This window comes from Phyllobacterium sp. 0TCS1.6A, from assembly GCF_026420825.1.
Taxonomy (GTDB): Bacteria; Pseudomonadota; Alphaproteobacteria; order Rhizobiales; family Rhizobiaceae; genus Phyllobacterium.
Window position 1 is genome coordinate 150,757 of the sequence record NZ_JAPMAB010000004.1, and the last position, 15,797, is coordinate 166,553.

Annotated in this window: 17 protein-coding genes; 3 read left to right on the plus strand and 14 right to left on the minus strand. The window is 62.8% G+C overall.

From position 1 onward, the window contains the following. Nucleotides 1-7: 7 nt before the first annotated feature. A complete protein-coding gene (locus tag OSJ75_RS11645) occupies nt 8-1,036 on the minus strand; it encodes an ABC transporter substrate-binding protein (protein ID WP_267228164.1) in 1,029 nt (342 codons plus the stop codon). After that, nucleotides 1,033-1,242, minus strand: coding sequence for a hypothetical protein (locus OSJ75_RS11650; protein ID WP_250018919.1), 210 nt, complete (start codon nt 1,240-1,242; stop codon nt 1,033-1,035). Before OSJ75_RS11650 ends, OSJ75_RS11645 begins: the two co-directional genes overlap by 4 nt. A gap of 310 nt (nt 1,243-1,552) precedes the next feature. Between OSJ75_RS11650 and OSJ75_RS11655 the strand changes: the two genes are divergently transcribed. Further along, nucleotides 1,553-1,942, plus strand: coding sequence for a c-type cytochrome (locus OSJ75_RS11655; RefSeq protein ID WP_250018920.1), 390 nt, complete (start codon nt 1,553-1,555; stop codon nt 1,940-1,942). A gap of 58 nt (nt 1,943-2,000) precedes the next feature. On the opposite strand, the gene OSJ75_RS11660 is transcribed toward OSJ75_RS11655, so the two are convergent. The 9 genes from OSJ75_RS11660 to OSJ75_RS11700 are packed head-to-tail and all read right to left on the minus strand — an operon-like array spanning nt 2,001 to nt 11,155. Beyond that, a complete protein-coding gene (locus OSJ75_RS11660) occupies nt 2,001-2,558 on the minus strand; it encodes a thioredoxin family protein (RefSeq protein ID WP_267228166.1) in 558 nt (185 codons plus the stop codon). 9 nt (nt 2,559-2,567) lie between these two features. After that, nucleotides 2,568-3,257 carry a ribulose-phosphate 3-epimerase gene (gene rpe, locus OSJ75_RS11665; RefSeq protein ID WP_250018922.1) on the minus strand — a complete coding sequence of 230 codons (690 nt, stop codon included), beginning with the start codon at nt 3,255-3,257 and terminating at the stop codon, nt 2,568-2,570. After that, nucleotides 3,254-4,195, minus strand: a complete 942-nt coding sequence (gene cbbX, locus OSJ75_RS11670) for a CbbX protein (protein WP_267228168.1) — start codon at nt 4,193-4,195, stop codon at nt 3,254-3,256. The genes rpe and cbbX overlap by 4 nt, the downstream gene beginning before the upstream one ends. After that, nucleotides 4,188-4,607: a ribulose bisphosphate carboxylase small subunit gene (locus OSJ75_RS11675; protein WP_267228169.1), complete on the minus strand. Its 420-nt coding sequence runs from the start codon at nt 4,605-4,607 to the stop codon at nt 4,188-4,190. The genes cbbX and OSJ75_RS11675 overlap by 8 nt, the downstream gene beginning before the upstream one ends. Nucleotides 4,608-4,617: 10 nt before the next feature. Further along, a complete protein-coding gene (locus OSJ75_RS11680; RefSeq protein WP_250018925.1) occupies nt 4,618-6,078 on the minus strand; it encodes a form I ribulose bisphosphate carboxylase large subunit in 1,461 nt (486 codons plus the stop codon). 27 nt (nt 6,079-6,105) lie between these two features. Further along, nucleotides 6,106-7,185 carry a class II fructose-bisphosphate aldolase gene (gene fba / locus OSJ75_RS11685; RefSeq protein ID WP_267228171.1) on the minus strand — a complete coding sequence of 360 codons (1,080 nt, stop codon included), beginning with the start codon at nt 7,183-7,185 and terminating at the stop codon, nt 6,106-6,108. A gap of 2 nt (nt 7,186-7,187) precedes the next feature. After that, nucleotides 7,188-9,212, minus strand: coding sequence for a transketolase (gene tkt / locus OSJ75_RS11690; RefSeq protein ID WP_267228172.1), 2,025 nt, complete (start codon nt 9,210-9,212; stop codon nt 7,188-7,190). A 10-nt stretch (nt 9,213-9,222) separates the two neighbouring features. Then, entirely contained in the window at nt 9,223-10,095 is an 873-nt protein-coding gene (locus tag OSJ75_RS11695) for a phosphoribulokinase (RefSeq protein WP_267228173.1), read from the minus strand. A gap of 10 nt (nt 10,096-10,105) precedes the next feature. After that, nucleotides 10,106-11,155 (minus strand): class 1 fructose-bisphosphatase, encoded by a 1,050-nt coding sequence (locus OSJ75_RS11700; protein WP_250018929.1) that lies wholly within the window; start codon nt 11,153-11,155, stop codon nt 10,106-10,108. 117 nt (nt 11,156-11,272) lie between these two features. Here OSJ75_RS11700 and OSJ75_RS11705 point away from each other — a divergent pair, with 117 nt between their 5' ends. Continuing rightward, on the plus strand, nt 11,273-12,211 hold the full coding sequence (locus OSJ75_RS11705) for a LysR family transcriptional regulator (protein ID WP_250018930.1): 939 nt from the start codon (nt 11,273-11,275) through the stop codon (nt 12,209-12,211). A gap of 6 nt (nt 12,212-12,217) precedes the next feature. On the opposite strand, the gene cueR is transcribed toward OSJ75_RS11705, so the two are convergent. Beyond that, nucleotides 12,218-12,682 carry a Cu(I)-responsive transcriptional regulator gene (gene cueR / locus OSJ75_RS11710; RefSeq protein ID WP_267228174.1) on the minus strand — a complete coding sequence of 155 codons (465 nt, stop codon included), beginning with the start codon at nt 12,680-12,682 and terminating at the stop codon, nt 12,218-12,220. A gap of 173 nt (nt 12,683-12,855) precedes the next feature. Here cueR and OSJ75_RS11715 point away from each other — a divergent pair, with 173 nt between their 5' ends. After that, the gene (locus OSJ75_RS11715) at nt 12,856-13,677 is read left to right on the plus strand and encodes a bifunctional allantoicase/(S)-ureidoglycine aminohydrolase (protein ID WP_250018932.1); all 822 of its coding nucleotides are present in this window, start codon (nt 12,856-12,858) and stop codon (nt 13,675-13,677) included. A 17-nt stretch (nt 13,678-13,694) separates the two neighbouring features. Here OSJ75_RS11715 and OSJ75_RS11720 read toward each other — a convergent pair whose 3' ends face one another. Both OSJ75_RS11720 and OSJ75_RS11725 read right to left on the minus strand, forming a co-directional pair. Beyond that, the gene (locus tag OSJ75_RS11720) at nt 13,695-15,035 is read right to left on the minus strand and encodes a sensor histidine kinase (protein ID WP_267228175.1); all 1,341 of its coding nucleotides are present in this window, start codon (nt 15,033-15,035) and stop codon (nt 13,695-13,697) included. Next, a complete protein-coding gene (locus OSJ75_RS11725) occupies nt 15,032-15,772 on the minus strand; it encodes a response regulator (protein WP_250018934.1) in 741 nt (246 codons plus the stop codon). The genes OSJ75_RS11720 and OSJ75_RS11725 overlap by 4 nt, the downstream gene beginning before the upstream one ends. Nucleotides 15,773-15,797: the final 25 nt, after the last annotated feature.

The window sequence follows — 15,797 nt, forward strand, 5'->3', positions numbered from 1 at the left end:
TCCGCCATCATTCGCGCGGCTCCCAGAATGTGCCCGGCGCCAGCGATACCGCATCTCCCACCAGCTTCTTGCCTCCGATCTTGGCGAGGACCGCGTAGAGCTTTACGGCATCGGCCTGTTCCTCGATCGTGGTCCGGGCCGGAATGCCTTCCCTGTAGCGGTCGCGCAGCTTGACGAGTTCGTCGCCTTCGGCCTTGACGATGGGGGCAAGGCGTTCCCATTCCGCATCCGAGGTCTTCAACAACGCTTTCGCATCCCGGCTCGCCGCGACGAAACCGGCAATGGCCTGCGGATGCGCCTCGGCCCATTTGTCGTGGAATATATAGCCGATGGCCGAGACTGCGCCCGTCGCGCCCAATGCCTGCGCGGCCTCGCTGGTGCTGATCAGCCGGCGGAAACCCGAAGCCTCCAGCCTCGCGCAGAAGTTCCAGAAATTCAGCACGGCGTCGAGTTCGTTCTGCCGTGCCTTCTCCGCCAGCAATGGCGGCGTGCCGTAGATGATTTCGTTCTCTTCCACCAGATCCAGCGACATGCTCCTGGCAAAGCCCTGGATAAGCAGCCAGCTCTTGTCGAGCGGCCCTCCTGCCACGCCCAGTTTCTTGCCTTTCAGATCGGCGAGACGCTTGATGGGCGATTCGTTGCGGACCATCATCGCTCCCACCGCGCTCGAATAGGGCACGAAGGTCAGATCCTCCCCCGAGGAACGCTGGCGGGAAACCCAGAGCCAGTCCGAAACGATGATATCGACAGCTCCGGCCATCATGGCGACATTGGTCGCATCCTCGCTGGCGAAGAACTGCACTTCCATGTCCAGGCCGTGCTTTTCATCCAGGCCATGATGCTTGATCGTATCGAGCTCCCAGTTGACCGTGCCGAATTTGAGCACCCCGATGCGCAGTTTTTCGGCGGCCCCCGCCGGTGCTGCTGCCATGGCGGCGATCAGCAGGACCAGCGCCAGCAGCCGCATGACGAGCCGGCGGTGCAACGGGACTGAAACCGCACCTGCCGCCATTTGGGCAACCATTTGGGCGCTCATAGGGTGATCTCGTTGGAGGGGAACTTGCATTTCCAGCGCGCCACCCGCAGCTTCGGGTGTTGATCCGCCCATTTTGCGATCTCGGCAGGCGCAAGGAACATGCAGTTGAGAAGATTCGACCTGTTTTCGAAGCGCAGGCGCTCTTCCCTGCAGCTGGAAGGATTGGAAATCAGACAGACGGTCAGGATGAGCTCAACGACATTCACTCGGCACCTCCAATCCCTATCTGTTCCATCCCTGCGCGCCATGTCCGGCATCGGAAAGGCGGGGGACGAAGTGTCGGTCGGATCTCTCACGGTGCCCAATGAGAAACGCATTCCCAAACTACGAGCACGCCAGCTTTTCGTCAATCATCGGGGCGGGGAAAACGCAAACGTGATGGTGCGACTTTATTTTCCGGGACGGGCAATTGACTTATGGTTTGGGGCAGGTAACGTTTTCAGCGGTGATGCCAATGCATGGAGAATTGGCACCAGTCTTCGTCTAGGGCACCCTTGGCGAATATGAGGAAATGCCATGCGATACCCTGTAATACTGATTGGTTTGTCAGTTGCAGTCCTGTCGGTTGTTGGAGCCCGTGCGCAAGACGCGGGCGATGCAACGGCTGGTGCAACCGTGTTCAAGAAATGTACCGCCTGCCATGTGGCCGATACCGACAAGAACAAGGTCGGGCCGTCCCTGAAGGGGATTTTCGGCAGAACCGCCGGCACCCATCCCGGCTTCAATTATTCACCTGCGATGAAGGCAGCCGGTGCGGGCGGTCTCGTATGGGACGCGGCGTCGCTGCGTGACTATCTTCACAATCCCAAGGCCAAGGTGAAAGGCACGAAGATGGCGTTTCCGGGCATGAAGGACGAGACGGAAATCTCCAATCTCGAAGCCTACCTCAAACAATATTCGAACTAGCATTTCGGCCGCCGGTTGAACCGGCGGCACGAAGCCGCGTGCCGATAGCCTGGCGATATTACGGATTTTCACGCCATTTTATCGAGCAGCCGACGGAAGCGACCTGCTCTCGCGGCCCCTCTCCGGTCTCGGCTATCTGCAACATCGCCTCGAACAGGTCGCGGCGCAGCCCCGGCTGGTCCTTCTCCTTGCGCGAGGCATCGAGCCGGCCGCGATATTGCAGTTCTCCCCGGCTATTGAAGCAGAAGAAATCCGGCGTGCAGACGGCTCCATAGGCGCGGGCGACGGTCTGGTCCGCATCGTGGAGATAGGGAAACGGCAAGCGGTTGTCCTCGGCAAAGCGCCGCATGTTCTCATAGGAATCATCCGGATAGGCCTCGGCATCGTTGGAGTTGACGGCAACGAAGCCGATTCCGATGGGCGCGAGTTCCTCGGCGTCGCGCACAATGCGCTGGATGATCGCTTTGACATAGGGGCAATGATTGCAGATGAAGGCGACGACCAGGCCCTTCGGCCCGGCCTGCTGCAGGATCGAATGGGCTTTTGCGTCCGTTCCCGTCAGAACCGCGTCCCTGGCCTTCCAGCCGAAATCGCAAACTGGTGGTATCGCGGCCATGTCGCCTCCCTATGCTGCGCGCGCCTGCCGGGCGCTCTCGGCAGCCTGCCGTATCGCGCCGATATTAGCCGCATAGGCGGCCTTGCCGCTACCCTTGAAGATCGCCGACCCTGCGACGAGCACATTCGCGCCGGCTTCCGCGACGAGCGGCGCGGTCTCGGCGGTGATCCCGCCATCGACCTCGATATCGATCGGGCGGGCGCCGATCAGGCTTTTCACCCGCCGGATCTTTTCGACGACCGACGGAATGAACGCCTGCCCGCCGAAGCCCGGATTGACGGTCATCAGCAGCACGAGATCGAGCCGGTCGAGGACATATTCGATGACGGATTCCGGCGTCGAGGGATTGAGCGAAACGCCGGCCTTCTTGCCGAGTTGCCGGATGGTCTGCAGGGAGCGGTCGAGATGCGGACCCGCCTCCGCATGGACGGTGATGATGTCGCAGCCTGCATCGGCGAATGCGGCGAGGTAATTATCCGCCGGGGCGATCATCAGGTGGCAATCGAACACCGCGTCGGTGCGGTTTCGGACCGATTTGACGATCTGCGGCCCGAATGTGATGTTCGGCACGAAATGTCCGTCCATCACGTCCAGATGCACCCAGTCCGCGCCGGCGGCAATGACGTCCTCGACCTCCTGGCCGAGCCTCGAGAAGTCGGCTGAAAGAACCGACGGTGCTATGAGCGTATCCCTGGTCATGACGATTGCTCCTCCTCCACCCGTGGCTGGGCAAACACGCGGCTGCCCTTGATGTCGTCGACGGTGATGCGCGACAGCGTATCCGCATCGATCGCGCCGCTGGAATTCTCGAACAGCCGGTTGGCCTGGCGCAGCCGCGCACGGTCGAGCGCATTGCGGATGGAGCGGGCATTGGCGAAATGCGGTTGCCGCCGCCGCTGTTCGATGTAGTCGGCCATGATCCTCCGGCCTTCGTCGTCGAAATGATAATTCTGCTTCGACAACATGATTTCGGCGATCTGGAGCAATTCCTCCGGACTATAGTCGGGGAAATCGATGTGATGCGCAATCCGCGAGCGGAATCCCGGATTGCTGGCGAAAAACTTGTCCATCCGGTCGCTATAGCCCGCAAGGATGACGACGAGGTCCTCGCGCTGGTTCTCCATGACCTGCAGGAGAATCTCGATCGCCTCCTGGCCGTAGTCGCGTTCGTTCTCCTGCCGGTGCAGGTAATAGGCCTCGTCGATGAACAGCACGCCGCCCATCGCCTTTTTGAGGATTTCCTTCGTTTTCGGCGCCGTATGCCCGATATACTGGCCGACGAGATCGTCGCGCGTCACCGAAACGAGATGACCCTTGCGGATATAGCCGAGCCGATGCAGCAGATCGGCCATCCGCAGCGCCACCGTGGTCTTGCCGGTGCCGGGATTGCCGCTGAAGCTCATATGCAGCGTCGGCGTCTCGTGGGCGAGGCCCATCCGCCGCCGCGCCCGTTCGACCAGCAGCAGGGCGGCGGTCTCCTTGATGCGCTGCTTGACCGGACGGAGCCCGATCAATTCGCGATCGAGCTCCTCCAGGACCTCCGCGACGCCGGAATCGACATATTCCGCACGCAGGTCAACGGTCTTCGGCGCATCTTCCGCCGCTGTGGCGATGGTGTCGGCGCCGATGTCAGCCATAGCGCTGCCCCACCGGCTTGTCGGCTGCATAGGCGCGCGTCGTGTAGCGGATCACGCGGCCCGGCGCCTCCTGGCGGGAAAGCTGGAAGCCGGGCTCCTCCGCCGGGCGGTTGACGATGAAGGACAGCTTCACCGACTCCCAGCCATGGCTGTTGTCGAAGGCCACCAGGCGGATATAGCAATGGCCATAGACCTTGCGGCATTCCTTCAGCTCCATGAGCAATGCGGCCGCATCCGGATTGTCGAACATCGGATGGCCCCACATCTCCCAATAGGTGTTGCGGGGATGCGGGTCGTCGGTGAATTCGAGGCTGACCGCCCAGCCATTGTCGATGCAATACTGCGCCTGCCGCGCAATCTGCTCATCCGTCAGGTCCGGCAGAAATGAGAATGTTCCCTGGGTGATGCGCATGTCATTTCTCCTATTCGGCTGCTGTCGCGGTCGGAACGAAATCCGGCGAGTCGGTTGAGGTGTAGTTGAAGGTGACGTCCTTCCAGACTTCGAGCGCCTGCTGCAGCGGCTGGCAGTTGCGGGCTGCCGTCCGCAATATTTCCGGCCCCTCGCGCACGATGTCCCGGCCCTCGTTGCGGGCGAGGATCATGCATTCGAGCGCTACCCGGTTGGCCGTCGCGCCGGCGGCAATGCCCATCGGATGGCCGATCGTGCCGCCCCCGAACTGCAGGACGACGTCCTCGCCCAGAAGATCGAGCAATTGGTGCATCTGGCCGGCATGAATGCCGCCCGAGGCCACGGGCATCATCTTGTTCAGCGAGCCCCAGTGCTGGTCGAAGAACACGCCGTTCTCCAGCCGCATCGGATTGAAGTCGTCGCGGCAGATGTCGTAATAGCCGCGCGTGGTGGCGGGATCGCCCTCCAGCTTGCCGACGACAGTCCCGGCATGGATGTGGTCCACCCCGGCGAGGCGCATCCATTTGGCAATGACGCGGAACGAAACGCCGTGCGACTTCTGCCTCGTATAGGTGGAATGACCCGCCCGGTGCAGATGCAGGATCATGTCGTTGCGCCTGGCCCATTTCGCCATGGACTGGATGGCGGTATAGCCGATGACGAGATCGATCATGACGATGTTCGAGCCCAGTTCCTTGGCGAAATCGGCGCGTTCATACATGTCTTCCATCGTGGCGGCGGTGACGTTCAGGTAGCTGCCCTTCACCTCGCCCGTTGCCGCCTGCGCCTTGTTCACGGCCTCCATGCAATAGAGGAAGCGCTCGCGCCAGTGCATGAAGGGCTGGGAGTTGATGTTCTCGTCGTCCTTGGTGAAGTCGAGGCCACCCTTGAGCGCCTCATAGACCACGCGGCCATAATTGCGCCCGGACAGGCCGAGCTTCGGCTTCACGGTCGCGCCGAGCAATGGCCGGCCGAACTTGTCGAGCCGTTCGCGTTCGACGACAATGCCGGTCGGCGGGCCCTGGAACGTTTTGACATAGGCCACCGGCAGGCGCATGTCCTCCAGCCGCAGCGCCTTCAGGGGCTTGAAGCCGAACACATTGCCGATGATCGACGCCGTCAGGTTGGAGATCGAGCCCGGCTCGAACAGGTCGAGGTCATAGGCGATATAGGCGAAATACTGCCCTTCGCCATTGGGAACCGGATCGACCCTGTAGGCCTTGGCGCGGTACTTCTCCGTCGCGGTCAACCTGTCGGTCCAGACGACGGTCCAGGTCGCGGTAGAGGATTCGCCCGCGACTGCCGCCGCCGCTTCGATCGGGTCCACGCCGTCCTGCGGCGTGATGCGGAACAGGGCGATGATATCGGTGTCCTTCGGCTCGTAGTCGGGCTCCCAATAGCCCATCTTCTTGTATTCCATGACACCGGATCTGTAGCGTTCCTTCCCCGTCACTGTTTCTGATTTGTTTGACATTGTACGTCCTTTCTCGCTGATGGGGCTTCAGGCAGCCTTCGCTGCGGCAAATTGCGGGTCGAGCTTTCCTGCGGCGTATCGTTTCGCCATCTCGTCGAGGCCGAGAGGCCTGATCTTCGAGGCGTGGCCGGCCGAGCCGAAGCGCTCGAAACGATCGCGGCAAAGATCGCGCATGGCGTCGAGCGCCGGCTTCAGGAATTTGCGCGGGTCGAATTCCGCCGGATTCTCCAATGCGATCTTGCGGAACTGCCCCGTCATCGCCATCCGGCAGTCGGTGTCGATATTGACCTTGCGCACGCCATGGCGAATGCCGCGTTCGATCTCCTCGACGGGAACGCCATAGGTCTGCGGCATCTCGCCGCCAAACCGGTTGATGATGTCCTGCAAGGGCTGCGGCACCGATGACGAACCGTGCATGACGAGATGCGTGTTCGGCAGCTTGCGGTGGATCTCCTCGATGACGCCCATCGCCAGGATGTCGCCATCGGGGGCACGGGAGAATTTATAGGCGCCGTGCGACGTGCCGCAGGCGATCGCCAGGGCGTCGACATGCGTCCGCTGCACGAAATCCACCGCCTGGTCCGGATCGGTCAGCAGCTGCTCATGGCTCAGCTTGCCGCTTGCACCATGACCATCCTCGGCTTCCGCCTCGCCGCTTTCGAGCGAGCCGAGCACGCCGAGCTCGCCTTCCACCGACACGCCCAGCCAATGGGCGATGGAGGTGACGCGCCGGGTGATCGCGACATTGTATTCGAACGATGCGGGCGTCGCCGCGTCGGCCTCGAGCGAGCCGTCCATCATCACGGAGGTGAAGCCGTGACGGATGGCCGTCATGCATGTGGCCTCGTCATTGCCGTGGTCCTGGTGCAGGCAGATCGGGATGGCCGGATACATCTCCACCAGCGCATCGATCATCCGGGCGAGCATGACGTCCTTGGCGTAGGACCGCGCACCGCGCGACGCCTGCAGGATGACCGGCGCATCACAGGCCGCCGCCGCTTCCATGACCGCGAGGCCCTGTTCCATGTTGTTGATGTTGAAGGCGGGGACGCCGTAACCATGCTCTGCCGCGTGGTCGAGCAATTGCCGCAATGTAATCCTGGCCATCCTCAATACTCCTTCTCGTTGATGAGCTTGCGCGCCGTGGCGACGATATGTTCGGGTGTGATTTCGAAATGCCGGTAGAGCTCGGGCGCCGGCGCGCTGGCGCCGAAACCCCGCATGCCGATGAAAGCGCCGCGCTCGCCGATCCAGCGATCCCAGCCGAGCCGGGCCGCGGCTTCGATGCCGATGCGCGGGGCCGCGGCGAGAACCGACCGCCGATAGGCGCCGGGCTGCGCTTCGAACAGTTCCCAGCACGGCATCGACACCACCGCGGCGGCGATGCGGTGCTGCGCCCGCAATATGTCCGCCGCGGTGCAGGCGATCTCCACCTCGGAACCGGTCGCCAGCAGCGTGACTGCACGCGGTTCCGCCGTTTCCCGCAGGACGTAGGCGCCCCGCGCCGAGCGGCAATCCTCCGAATGTGCCTGCCGAAGCATGGGCAGGTTCTGGCGCGAAAGGACGATGACGCTCGGCCGGTCCCGCTGCTGCAGCGCCAGTTCCCAGCACTCCGCCGTCTCGATGATATCGGCCGGGCGGAACACGTTGAGATTGGGCGTTGCCCGCAGCATGGCCAGATGTTCGACAGGCTGGTGCGTCGGGCCATCCTCGCCGAGGCCGATGGAATCATGCGTCATGACATAGATCACCTGCTGGCCCATCAGGGCAGAGAGGCGCATCGCCCCGCGCGCATAATCGGCAAAGGCGAGGAATGTGCCGCCATAGGGGATGAAGCCGCCATGCAGCGCCAGCCCGTTCATCGCTGCGGCCATGCCATGCTCGCGGATGCCGTAATGGACATAGCGGCCGGTGAAATCGTCCGGGGTGATGCTCATCATCCCCTTGGTCAGCGTCAGGTTCGAATGGGTCAGGTCGGCCGAGCCGCCAACCGTCAGCTCCGTCTGTTCGTTGACGACGCCCAGCACCATCTCGGACGCCTTGCGGGTTGCGACCTTCGTCGCATTCTCCGCATGGTGGCGGCGGAACTTCGCCAGTTCCTCGGCCAATGTCGGCGGAAGCTGCCGCTGCATCGTCTGCCGGAACTCGTCGCCCAGCGGCGATGCGCCTACCCGCACGCACCATTCGCGGCGTTGATCGGCACCGCGCCGCGCCACATCGCGCCAGGCCTCGACGATCTCATCCGGAACGATGAAGGGCTCGTGCTGCCAGCCGATCGCCTGCCGCGCCGCCGCGATCTCGTCGGCGCCGAGCGGCGCACCATGGACCTTTTCGCTGCCCTGCAGGTTTGGCGCGCCCTTGCCGATCACCGTGCGGCAGGAAATGAGCGATGGGCGGCTTGTCGTCCGGGCGTTCGCGATGGCTTCGCCTATCGCCTCATGATCGTGCCCGTCCACCTCCTGCACCTCGAAGCCGGCCGCCTTGAACCGCTCGAGCTGGTCCGTCGAGGTCGACAGCGAGGTGGGACCGTCGATCGAGATGGAATTATTGTCCCAGAGCACGATCAGCTTCGACAGATTGAGATGGCCGGCAAGATCGATCGCCTCGTGGCTGATGCCTTCCTGCAGGCAGCCGTCGCCGGCAATCACATAGGTGAAATGATCGACGATCTCGGCGCCGAACCGGGCGGCCAGCATGCGCTCGGCAAGCGCCATGCCGACGGCGGTGGCAATGCCCTGCCCGAGCGGGCCGGTCGTCATCTCGATGCCCTGCGCGTGGCCGTATTCGGGATGTCCTGCCGTCCTCGCGCCCAGTTGGCGGAAGCGTTGCAGCTCCTCTATCGGCATGTCCGGGTAGCCGATGAGATAATGGATGGCGTATTGCAGCATCGAGCCGTGCCCCGCCGACAGGACGAAGCGGTCGCGGTCCGGCCATTGCGGATGCAGCGGGTCGAGCTTGATGAACCTGTTGAACAGCACCGCCGCGACGTCGGCCATGCCCATCGGCATGCCGGGATGGCCGGAATTGGCCTTCTGTACGCTGTCCATGGCCAGGGCGCGGATGGCATTGGCCATGTCGCGTTCCGCGACGCTCTCCCTGTCCGGGCTTTCCTTCAGCAAAGCTTGTGTCTGCATGGTCGTCTCCTCACGAGGCTCTGTTTTTGCGTTCGATCAGCTGCATGATCAGCGGCGTCAGGATGAGTTGCATCGCCAGGTCGAGCTTGTTTCCCGGTACGACGATCGAATTTGCCCGCGACATGAAAGAATCGTGGATCATCGAAAGCAGGTACGGGAAGTCGATGCCTCTCGGCCGGGCGAAGCGGATGACGAGCATCGATTCGTCAGGCGTCGGTATCCATCGCGCGATGAACGGGTTGGACGTATCGACGATCGGCACGCGCTGGAAATTGATGTCGGTCAGCGTGAACTGCGGCGTGATGAAGCGCACATAGTCCGGCATGCGGCGCAGGATGACGTCCATCACGGCCTCGGTCGAATAGCCACGCGTCGCGCGGTCGCGATGGATCTTCTGGATCCATTCGAGGTTGATGACCGGCACGACACCGATCTTGAGATCCGCATGGCGCGCGAGATCGATGCCGTCGGCAACCGCGCAGCCGTGCAGCCCCTCATAGAAGAGCAGCGTACTTGGCGGCAGGTCGCGCCATTCGGTGAAGGTGCCGGCCGGCGTGTCGTAGAGCCTGGCCTCCTCCTCGTCATGGACGTAGGTGCGCGTCTTGCCGGTGCCCTTGCGGCCATATTCCTCGAACACCTCCTGGAGCTTCAGCAGTTCGTTGGCGTCGGCATTGAAATGGGTAAAGTTGGGATTTCCCTTCTTCTCCTCTTCGGCAACTTTCTCCTTCATGGCGTTGCGGTCATATTTGTGGAAGGCATCGCCTTCGATGAAGGCGGCTTCGATCTGTTCGCGGCGGAAAATCTGCTCGAATATCCGCTTGACCGACGTGGTGCCGGCGCCCGACGAACCGGTGATCGAGATGATCGGATGCTTTGTCGACATGATGCCCCCCTCAAACCCTGAACAGGCCGCGATTGCTGAAAAGCGGCGCCCGTTCTCCGATATTGCTGGGATCGGTGTGATAGCGTCCGATGCGCGCGACCTCCCGCGCGGCGCCGAAGACCAGCGGAACGCGCTGATGCATCGCGTGCGGAACGATATCCAGTATCCTGTTGACGGTATCGGTCGCCGCTCCACCCGCCTGCTCGATCAGGAACGCGATCGGGTTGGCCTCGTAGACCAGCCGCAGCCGGCCCTCGCCATAGGTCTTGCGCTTGTCGCCGGGATAGAGGAACACACCGCCGCGCGTCAGGATGCGGTAGGCTTCGGCAACCAGCGAGGCAATCCAGCGCATGTTGAACTCGCGCCCGCGCGGCCCCTCGCTGCCCTTCAGGCAGTCGTCGATATAGAGCCGGACGGCCTCGTCCCAATGCCGGTAATTGGCGGCATTGATCGCAAATTCATGCGCCCTGCTTTCAATCGCAACGCTTTCATAGGCCTGGACGAAAGTGCCCAGCCGGCTCGAAAACACGAAGATATGCGTGCCGCTTCCAAGGGTGAGCACCAGGGCAAGCTGGGGCCCGTAGATGAAGAAGCCGGCGGCGAGCTGGTTGCTGCCCGACTGAAGGAAGGAGGCGAGCGGGTCCTTCTCCGGGTCACCGACGACCGGCAGTATCGAGAAGATCGTGCCGATGGAGACGTTGGTGTCGATATTGGACGAACCGTCGAGAGGATCGATCGCCAGCGCCAGCCGCGCGTCGGTTGCAAGCACCGCCGGCGTCGGCAGTTCCTCCGAACCATAGAGGGCGACAGGCGCTTCGCGGACCGCCTGCAGAAACATGTCGTCGGCAAAGACGTCCAGCGCCTTCTGCGTGTCGCCATCGGCATTGACGGAGCCGCCGCCATTGGAGAAAGCCTTGCCGAGAGCGCCCTGATTGATGAACCCGCGGATTTTCACGGCCGTCAGGGCCAATTGGCGCACGACCGAGGAGACACTCACGCGCGAGGGGTCTTCATCCTTCGCATAGGAGCCGAGAAAGGCATCGAGCGTTGCCGTGGTCATCATCTTTCCTCCCGCACCCGGCGTGCGTGCCGGGCTTGCGAATAGAGGACCATTCACGCCGCAATAAGTAAAATTTATTTAATTTACTGATCCGGTAAAAAAATCTAAGTTATGCCCATGCGCAACCTCAACCTCAAGCAATTGCGGGCAGTTCAGGCGATCAAGCAGCACGGAACCATCGTCGCCGCCGCCAATGCACTCGGCCTGACCCCGCCGGCGGTGACCATCCAGCTCAAGCTTCTGGAGGAGGATGCGGAAATCGTGCTGTTCGACCGCACCAATGAAGGGCTGCGCCCGACGGCTGCGGGCCTTGCCTTTCTCGATGCCGCCCAGATGATCGAAGAGCGGCTGCGCCTGCTCAATGACGAGATCGACGCGCTGAAAGGCCTCAGGACCGGATCGCTGTCGCTTGGTGTCGTATCGACGGCGAAATATTTCGCGCCGCAGATGATGGCGACCTTTGCCAAGGATCATCCCGATATCGCGGTCAAGCTCATCATCGGCAACCGCGCCGAGATCATCGAGAGCCTGAAAAGCCATTCGGTCGATCTCGCGCTGATGGGCCGGCCGCCGCGCGACGTTCCGCTGCGGTCCGCCGTATTCGGCGATCACCCCCTCGTCATGATCGCCGCTCCCGACCATCCCCTGGCCAGCAGCCGCGACATCACCAAGGAGCGTATTGCCCGCGAGAATTTCCTCATTCGCGAATCCGGCTCCGGCACGCGCATATCGCTCGAAATCTTCCTGAGCGAACTGCCGGGACGGCTCGATGATCTCGGCACGGAGATGTCGTCGAACGAGACGATAAAACAGGCCGTGATGGCAGGGCTCGGCGTCGCCTTCATCTCCGCCCATACGATCGCGCTGGAACTGGAGGTCGGCAGGCTGGTGATCCTCGACGTCATCGGCATGCCCATCCGCCGCCAGTGGTTTTCCGTCGTGCGCACGGACAGGACCATGTCGCCGGCGATGCAGGCCTTCCAGAATTTCCTGGCGAGGAAGGGAGCGCAGTGCCTGCCTTCGATCGACAGGCTCTATCCGTTCACGGGCACTTGAGCGGCATCAGCCGGCAAGCCGGCCCTTGAGCGCTCCCGCCCGCCTCGAACCTGCGCCGGCCTTCTTTTCCTGCAACAGATTCTGGGCCTGCGACAGATTCTGGATGATCGGGCAATCCGGGCGATTGTCGCCATGGCAATGCGCCGCCAGATGGCGCAGCGTGTCCGCCATCTCCTGCAATTGCAGCATCTTCTCCTCCAGCTCGCGAACATGCCTGAGGGCGATGGTCTTCACGTCGGACGATGCCCGGCTGCGGTCGCGCCAGAGCATGAGCAATTGGCGGATATGGTCGATGGAGAAGCCGAGATCCCTGCCGCGCCGGATGAAGCGCAAGGTGTCGAGATCGTCACCGCCATAGACGCGGTAACCGGATTGCGTTCGATCGGCCGGCTCGATGAGGCCTATCGATTCGTAATGACGGATCATCTTGGCCGATACGCCGGAGGATGCAGCTGCCTCGCCAATATTCATGGACGCTCTCCTTTCGCCTCGTGCTCATATTTGTGCATTCCGGCCTGCATTACCAAGGGGCGCCCTTGAGTTTTCGACCGCGAGGCGCTGGCGCGAGCGAAGGCGCGATGCCCATTGCATAAATTGCCGCCCGCACCTAAACCAGCTCTGTATATCGCGGCGGGAGACATGCAATGGAAAAGGCCAAATATCATACCCAGCTCGGCGGGCTGCCGGGACAGACGGAGCTGCTGTCGAGCAAGGCGGTTTTCACCACCGCCTATGCCGTCATTCCGAGGACTGTCATGATGGACATCGTGACCAGCCTGCTGCCGCATTGGGACAATACCCGCGCATGGATACTTTCGCGGCCGCTTACCGGCTTTTCCGAGACATTCTCGCAATATCTCATGGAAGTCGGCCCCGGCGGCGGCAGCCAGCGGCCGGAACCGGACGCGAGGGCCGAGGCAGCGCTGTTCGTAGTCGACGGGCAATTGACCATCGAGACCGAAGGCCGCGCCCATGCCTTGCGGGCGGGTTCCTTCGCCTTCATACCGGCGGGCTCGTCCTGGACCGTGCACAATCCCGGTGCCGAGGCAGCGCGCTTCCATTGGGTGCGCAAGAAATTCGAGGCGGTCGACGGGCTGGAACCTCCCCCGGCGGTCTTTGCCCATGAGGACGATGTCGCCCTGTCGCCCATGCCCGATACCGACGGACGCTGGGGCACGACGCGTTTCATCGATCCCGACGATGTGCGTTACGACATGCACCTCAATATCGTGACCTTCGAGCCCGGCGCCACCATTCCATTCATGGAAACCCATATCATGGAACACGGGCTCTATGTCCTCGAAGGCAAGGCCGTCTATCGCCTCAACCGCGACTGGGTGGAAGTCGAGGCCGGCGATTTCATGTGGCTGCGCGCCTTCTGCCCGCAGGCCTGCTATGCCGGTGGCCCCGGTCGCTTCCGCTACCTTCTGTACAAGGACGTCAACCGCCACCCCAGGCTGTGGTGATTGCATCACCGACGCCTTCAGGGCAGCGAAATCTCTGCAACGAGGCCGCCGCCGGGTCGATTGTAGATCCGCGCTTCACCGCCGATCACGGCGGCAAGCTGCTGCGCTATGGCCAGGCCGAGACCCGTGCCGCCGGTATCGCGGTTGCGCGAGCTCTCCAGCCGGAAGAACGGCTGCATGGCGGCGTCTAGCTTGTCGTCGGGAATGCCGGGGCCGCGATCCAGCACCAGGATGGCGATCGAGCCTGCGCCCCGGCGTTCGACGCTGATTTCGGCGGCGCCGGCGAATTTCAGGGCGTTGTCGATGAAATTGGTCAGGATGCGCCGTAGCGCGTGCGGCCTGGTCAGCGCCGTGCCGTGGACAAGACCGGCAACGGCGACGGCCTTGCCCATGTCCTGGTAGTCATAGGCGATACTGTCGATGAAGGATGCGAGATCGATGCGCGCGGCCTTCTCGCCGCTGCCATGGGAGCTTCGCGCATAGGCGATGCCATCCTGCACCAGGCGCTCGATCTCGCGCAGGTCGCCGATCAGCTTTGTCTTCTCCGGCGTATCTTCGGCCATGTCGGCCCGCAACCGCATCCGCGTGATCGGGGTCTGCAGGTCATGGGAGATCGCCGCCAGTATCTGCACGCGCTCCTCGAGGTAGTGGGCGATACGCTCGCGCATGGCGTTGAAGGCGCGGGCCGCATCGGCGACCTCGCTCGGGCCGGTCTCGCTCAGCGGCGAACTCTTCCTCTTCGGATCGAGGGCATCGGCCGCGGCGGCGAGAGTGCCAAGCGGGCGAACCGCCTGGCGCACCGCAAGCCATGTGCACAGAACCAGCAACAGCATCTGCGCGGCAAAGACATAGGGCAGCCACTCGGCCAGCGGCATGACACCGCGCGGCGTGACATCGATGGTCAGCGGCGAACCGTCGGAAAGCGTCAAATGCGCCTGCAACCGCTTTCCGTCACCCGGAATGGCTTCGACCCGCAGCGGGAACCTGTTGCCTGCCGCCTCTTCGATCCGCTCGGCGATCTCCGCGCCACGGCCCGACATGTCGGGGACCCCCGGCAGGCCCGGCCCGAGGACGAGCTGGTAATTGCCGCGGCTCAGCCGATCCAGCCAATCGGCTCGCTCATTGGCGGGCAGCCTGTCGATGACCGCAATCGACGTCGCAAGGTCGCTTTCCAGCGTCCCCAGCATGACCGCCTTGGCGGACATGTAGCGTTCGGCGAAGAGAATGCTGAACGACAGGCCATAGGCGACAGCCAGGCCCGCGAACAATATGAGGAAGAGCCGGGCGCGCAGCGAGCTTGGCCAATGGAAGGACCCGGGCCACTGGAAGGTGGGCCAATGCGAGACGCTTTCCCTCATGTCCGTGGCACCGAAATCTCGACCGGCACGGAAAACACATAGCCCTCCGCCCGCACCGTCTTGATATAGGTCGGCTCCCGCGCATCGTCGCCGAGCCGCTGGCGCAGGCGGCTTACCAGCAGGTCGATCGACCGGTCGAACAGTTCGGCGTCGCGGCCCTGCGTGAGGTTCAATATCTGATCACGATTGAGCACGCGCTGGGGATGATCGATGAAGACGCGCAACAGCCGGTATTCGGCGCCGCTGAGCGCGATCTCGGTGCCGTCCCTGTCGAGGAGGTGCCGGCCGACCGTATCGAGCCGCCAATTGCCGAATGTCAGCAACTGCCCCGCCTCGCTGATCTGCAGATTGGGCGGCAGCATGCGCGTGCGCCGCAGCACCGCCTTTATGCGCGCCAGCAGCTCGCGGGCCGCGAAGGGCTTCGGCAGATAATCGTCGGCGCCCATTTCAAGGCCGATAATGCGGTCCATCTCGTCGTCGCGGGCGGTGAGCATGATGACGGGCGTCGCCTTGTGCCTGCCGGCGCGAAGCTCCCGGCAAAGCACCAGCCCGTCATCGCCCGGCATCATCACGTCGAGGACGATCAGGTCGACCGTGCCCGTTTCGAGGAAACTGCGCATCTGCCGGCCGTCGGCCGCGACCGTGGTGCGCAGACCGTTCTTCTTCAGGTAACTCGACACGAGCTCGCGAATTTCACGGTCGTCATCGACGATCAGTATGTGATCCACATGCTCCATTTTTCATCTTTCAGCAGTCCGAAGC

What these genes read in the sequence shown, in the direction of transcription:
- OSJ75_RS11645 (WP_267228164.1), bottom strand. Translation starts at nt 1,036, where the DNA reads ATGAGCGCCCAAATGGTTGCCCAAATGGCGGCAGGTGCGGTTTCAGTC.
- OSJ75_RS11655 (WP_250018920.1), top strand. Translation starts at nt 1,553, where the DNA reads ATGCGATACCCTGTAATACTGATTGGTTTGTCAGTTGCAGTCCTGTCG.
- OSJ75_RS11660 (WP_267228166.1), bottom strand. Translation starts at nt 2,558, where the DNA reads ATGGCCGCGATACCACCAGTTTGCGATTTCGGCTGGAAGGCCAGGGAC.
- rpe (WP_250018922.1), bottom strand. Translation starts at nt 3,257, where the DNA reads ATGACCAGGGATACGCTCATAGCACCGTCGGTTCTTTCAGCCGACTTC.
- cbbX (WP_267228168.1), bottom strand. Translation starts at nt 4,195, where the DNA reads ATGGCTGACATCGGCGCCGACACCATCGCCACAGCGGCGGAAGATGCG.
- OSJ75_RS11675 (WP_267228169.1), bottom strand. Translation starts at nt 4,607, where the DNA reads ATGCGCATCACCCAGGGAACATTCTCATTTCTGCCGGACCTGACGGAT.
- OSJ75_RS11680 (WP_250018925.1), bottom strand. Translation starts at nt 6,078, where the DNA reads ATGTCAAACAAATCAGAAACAGTGACGGGGAAGGAACGCTACAGATCC.
- fba (WP_267228171.1), bottom strand. Translation starts at nt 7,185, where the DNA reads ATGGCCAGGATTACATTGCGGCAATTGCTCGACCACGCGGCAGAGCAT.
- tkt (WP_267228172.1), bottom strand. Translation starts at nt 9,212, where the DNA reads ATGCAGACACAAGCTTTGCTGAAGGAAAGCCCGGACAGGGAGAGCGTC.
- OSJ75_RS11695 (WP_267228173.1), bottom strand. Translation starts at nt 10,095, where the DNA reads ATGTCGACAAAGCATCCGATCATCTCGATCACCGGTTCGTCGGGCGCC.
- OSJ75_RS11700 (WP_250018929.1), bottom strand. Translation starts at nt 11,155, where the DNA reads ATGACCACGGCAACGCTCGATGCCTTTCTCGGCTCCTATGCGAAGGAT.
- OSJ75_RS11705 (WP_250018930.1), top strand. Translation starts at nt 11,273, where the DNA reads ATGCGCAACCTCAACCTCAAGCAATTGCGGGCAGTTCAGGCGATCAAG.
- cueR (WP_267228174.1), bottom strand. Translation starts at nt 12,682, where the DNA reads ATGAATATTGGCGAGGCAGCTGCATCCTCCGGCGTATCGGCCAAGATG.
- OSJ75_RS11715 (WP_250018932.1), top strand. Translation starts at nt 12,856, where the DNA reads ATGGAAAAGGCCAAATATCATACCCAGCTCGGCGGGCTGCCGGGACAG.
- OSJ75_RS11720 (WP_267228175.1), bottom strand. Translation starts at nt 15,035, where the DNA reads ATGAGGGAAAGCGTCTCGCATTGGCCCACCTTCCAGTGGCCCGGGTCC.
- OSJ75_RS11725 (WP_250018934.1), bottom strand. Translation starts at nt 15,772, where the DNA reads ATGGAGCATGTGGATCACATACTGATCGTCGATGACGACCGTGAAATT.